The sequence below is a fragment of the Nocardia wallacei genome (assembly GCF_029869545.1).
In the GTDB taxonomy this organism is placed as follows: Bacteria; Actinomycetota; Actinomycetes; order Mycobacteriales; family Mycobacteriaceae; genus Nocardia; species Nocardia wallacei_A.
On sequence record NZ_JARWQD010000349.1, the window covers coordinates 1 to 3,435 of the forward strand.

Below are 3,435 nucleotides of genomic sequence, written 5' to 3' on the forward strand. Positions count from 1 at the left end.
ACGCCCGGCTCTACCGCAGCGACTCCGAACGATGCACAGCCTTCACGACCTGGCTACACACCTACAATCACCACCGCGGCCACACCGCACTCGCAGGCCACCCGCCAGCCAGCCGCGTTGCGAACCTCTCAGGTCAGTACAGCTAGGCAATGCGGGTACGACTGGGCTACGTAATGCGAGTGCGGCTGGGCTAGGCAATGCGGGTACGACTGGGCTACGCAATGCGAGTGCGGCTGGGCTAGGCAATGCGGGTACGACTGGGCTACGCAATGCGGGTGTGGGTGGGCTGCGCAATGCGGGTGTGGGTGGGGCTATGTGATGTGGGTGGGTGGGCTAGGCACAGACAGATGTGCGGGCCGACTTATGAGGGCGGGCACTCTGCGCGGTGGCTGGGGTCCAGTGTGGGTCGCGGCCGGTGATGGCGACGATGCGGTGGATCAGTGGGGCGTCGTCCGGGGTTTCGACGGCGGGGCCCCACAGGGCAGGGATCGGGGCGTCGGGGATGAAGACGGCGACGTGGTCGAGGCAGGATCGCAGGGTTTCCTCCGGCATCCAGAACGTGCGGTCGAGGGCGACGGCGAGGTCCCAGCCGTGCACCACCAGTTCGGTGAGGGCGATCTTGCCCCACTGCTCGTTCGGTAGTTGCAAGTCGGCGGAGCCGCCGGTGCCCTCCCAGGCCGTGGGCTCGGCCCATGCCTCGCCCAATTCCCACACCCGAGCCGCGACCTTGTGGATATCGGTGGTCCGCGGTGTGGGTTCCCCGGCGGCCTGTTTGCGGGCGAGTTCGCCGAATCCCTGTGCGACATCCGCGAAATGGTGGATGAGGTCGGCGACGGAGTATTCGGCGCACGGGGTCGGGTGGTCGAGCTGGTCGGCGGAGACGCTCTCCAGCAGGTCGATCACGGTATGACAGGCCGGTTTCAGGTCGATCACGGCGTTCTCCTCCGGGATGGTGCAGTCCGGGCGCGCGCGACGCCCTCGAAAATGTGGACCCGTGAGGCCGCCGGAATTCATCGGCAGCGCGCGGAGCGCACCCGCATCGGGACGGACGACACCAACCGGCGAAAGGGGCAGCCGCCCCGGCGCCGGGCGCACACCAGCGTGCCTGGGCTCACGGCTTGCCGCGGCAGTCTCTACTCGGCAGCTGTCGGCGCCAATGCCGCGACCACTTCGGTGAGCGCGGTATCCAGCAGACCGGCGTAGATGTCGACATCGGGGATCGCCGCCGGATCGGCGTGGACCGAGATCGTCACCGTCTCGCCGAGACCGTGCACGCCGTGCGTCAGGTGCATGACGGCGCCCAGGGCCGGGAACCCGCCGGTGAAGCGCACCGGCCCGCCGCCGAAGGTCAGATCGGCGGGCCCGCGGTTCACGCTCGACACCACCGTGTGGCCGCCGAGCGCATCGGGAACCTGGTCCATCGGATAGGTCGCCACATCACGGCGCAGCACCGGCGCCGGGAGCACCGCGGTCACGCGATCCTGCGCGCGAAGCAGCGGATGTCTCGCGCGGGCCCGGCGGAGTTCGAGGCCTGCGGCGATACGTTCGGCACGACGCCGCAGATCCGGTTCCGCCCCGTGCAATTCGACACCGAGATCACGATAGTTGTTGCGCGGCCCGCCATTTCGCGCCTGAATTGCCATGGATACCTGCGCTAGCAGGTCGGCCTCCGGTTCGCCTCGCGAAGCGAGATACCGTGTCAGGGCCGAGGCAACGGCGGTCAGTACGACCACCGTCACGGTGAACCCCCGAATCCGCAGGTCCTCTCGAACCAGCATGCGCACCGCGTGCGATACGGGTGCGGGCGACCGATTCAACAGCGTCGGAGGAAAACTCGGCCCGGGCGGTGCCACCTCCCCACGCCCGGTCCGCTCAGCCAGCTCCCGACGTGCCCGCTCGGCCGCGAAACCACGAACCACAGTCCGCCCCAGCCGCACCGGAAAGGTGACCAACGAAAATGCCTCGACCACCGCCGTTTCCGCACGCAGCCAGGCACCGCCCGACCGCAGCCACTCGGCCCCACCACGGCCTCCCCGGCATGCTTTCGACCGGGATCCATACCGCAGCGGCAGTGGATTCCGGCCAAGAGCGCGCCGGAACGACTGAAAAGACAAGACGCGCCGGAAGGGCTGGAAAGGCATGACGCGCGGGAAGGAAGGGGAGCCCGTGGCGCGCTGGAATATCTTGGGAGCCACGGCACGCCGGAAAGACCGGGTGGCCACGGCGCGTCGGGAGGAGTGGGGAGTGGTTCGCGGGGGCTCCTGATCGCGCGAGTCCTCTGTGAACAGGGCGCGGGCTATGGCGGCCGCTCGTTGGCCGTCGGCGAGGGCGTGGGACAGCTGGAGGACCGCGACCAGGGCGGGGGCTGCGGCGGTGGGTGCGCCGGTCACTTCGCGGAATACGTGCAGGCGCCACGCCCGGCGATCCGCCCGAACGCCGTTCGGCAGCAAATTACCCAGTGCGGCAATGACATTCGGCCAGGTGGGTGCGGGAAGGGCGTGCTCGATCACCTGATCGTCGGTGAATCCACAACGCTCCCACGCCGGATAGGCGAATCGCCGCTCCCGCACCCGCACCGACAGATCGGGAATCCGTGCGCTCCGCTCCGCGACGGCCGCACGGAGGTCCGCCGTCGCAAGACCGGTGTCGTCGAAGCAGTACAGCAGGAACAGGTCGTTGCACGTCCGGCGCGACAGCCAGTACCGGGTGGCGTCCTGCGGCGTCAGCGTCTCCACCCGGCCGACGATACGACCTGGCGGGACCGGTTCGCCCAAACCCATCGATCATCGCCACCTCGAGTGCTACCGTCTGTAGTAGAAGATCGACCGTTCTCTCCCGGGTGGGGTGACTGCCATGGCAGTTCGAGAAGGTGCCGTCGGCCGCAGGATCGCCGCACAAGCCGATTCCGCCGACGAGCGATACCAGGCGGCCAAGTTCGTCAAGAGATCGATCAACAAGGTCTTCCCGACGCACTGGTCGTTCCTGCTCGGCGAGATCGCGCTGTACAGCTTCATCATCCTGCTGATCTCCGGCATCTATCTGAGCCTGTTCTTCGACCCGTCGATGACCGAGGTCGTCTACGACGGCGAGTTCCAGCCGCTGCGCGGGGTGAGCATGTCGCGCGCCTACGAGTCGGCCCTGCAGATCACCTTCGACGTGCGCGGCGGACTGTTCGTGCGGCAGGTACACCATTGGGCCGCACTGCTTTTCGCCGCCTCCATGATCGTGCACATGTGCCGCACCTTCTTCACCGGCGCCTTCCGCCGCCCCCGCGAGGCGAACTGGGTGATCGGCTCGCTGCTGCTGATCCTGGCCATGTTCGAGGGCTTCTTCGGCTACTCGCTGCCCGACGATCTGCTCTCCGGCACGGGCCTGCGGGCCGCGTTCTCGGGAATCACCATGGGGATGCCGGTGATCGGCACGTGGCTGCACTGG

At 68.0% G+C, this 3,435-nt stretch carries 2 protein-coding genes and 2 pseudogenes; 2 read left to right on the top strand and 2 right to left on the bottom strand.

Translation table 11 applies throughout. The features are described from left to right. Positions 1-146 (top strand): annotated as a pseudogene (locus QH290_RS32035) (IS481 family transposase); the annotation flags it as partial. A gap of 187 nt (positions 147-333) precedes the next feature. Here QH290_RS32035 and QH290_RS32040 read toward each other — a convergent pair. Beyond that, positions 334-933 (bottom strand): TIGR03086 family metal-binding protein, encoded by a 600-nt coding sequence (locus QH290_RS32040; RefSeq protein WP_280386982.1) that lies wholly within the window; start codon positions 931-933, stop codon positions 334-336. A gap of 1,343 nt (positions 934-2,276) precedes the next feature. Then, a pseudogene (locus tag QH290_RS38260) lies at positions 2,277-2,735 on the bottom strand (WS/DGAT domain-containing protein); the annotation flags it as partial. 118 nt (positions 2,736-2,853) lie between these two features. Between QH290_RS38260 and QH290_RS32050 the strand changes: the two are divergent. Continuing rightward, a partial coding sequence (locus QH290_RS32050) for a cytochrome b (RefSeq protein ID WP_280386986.1) occupies positions 2,854-3,435 on the top strand: 582 nt, incomplete at its 3' end.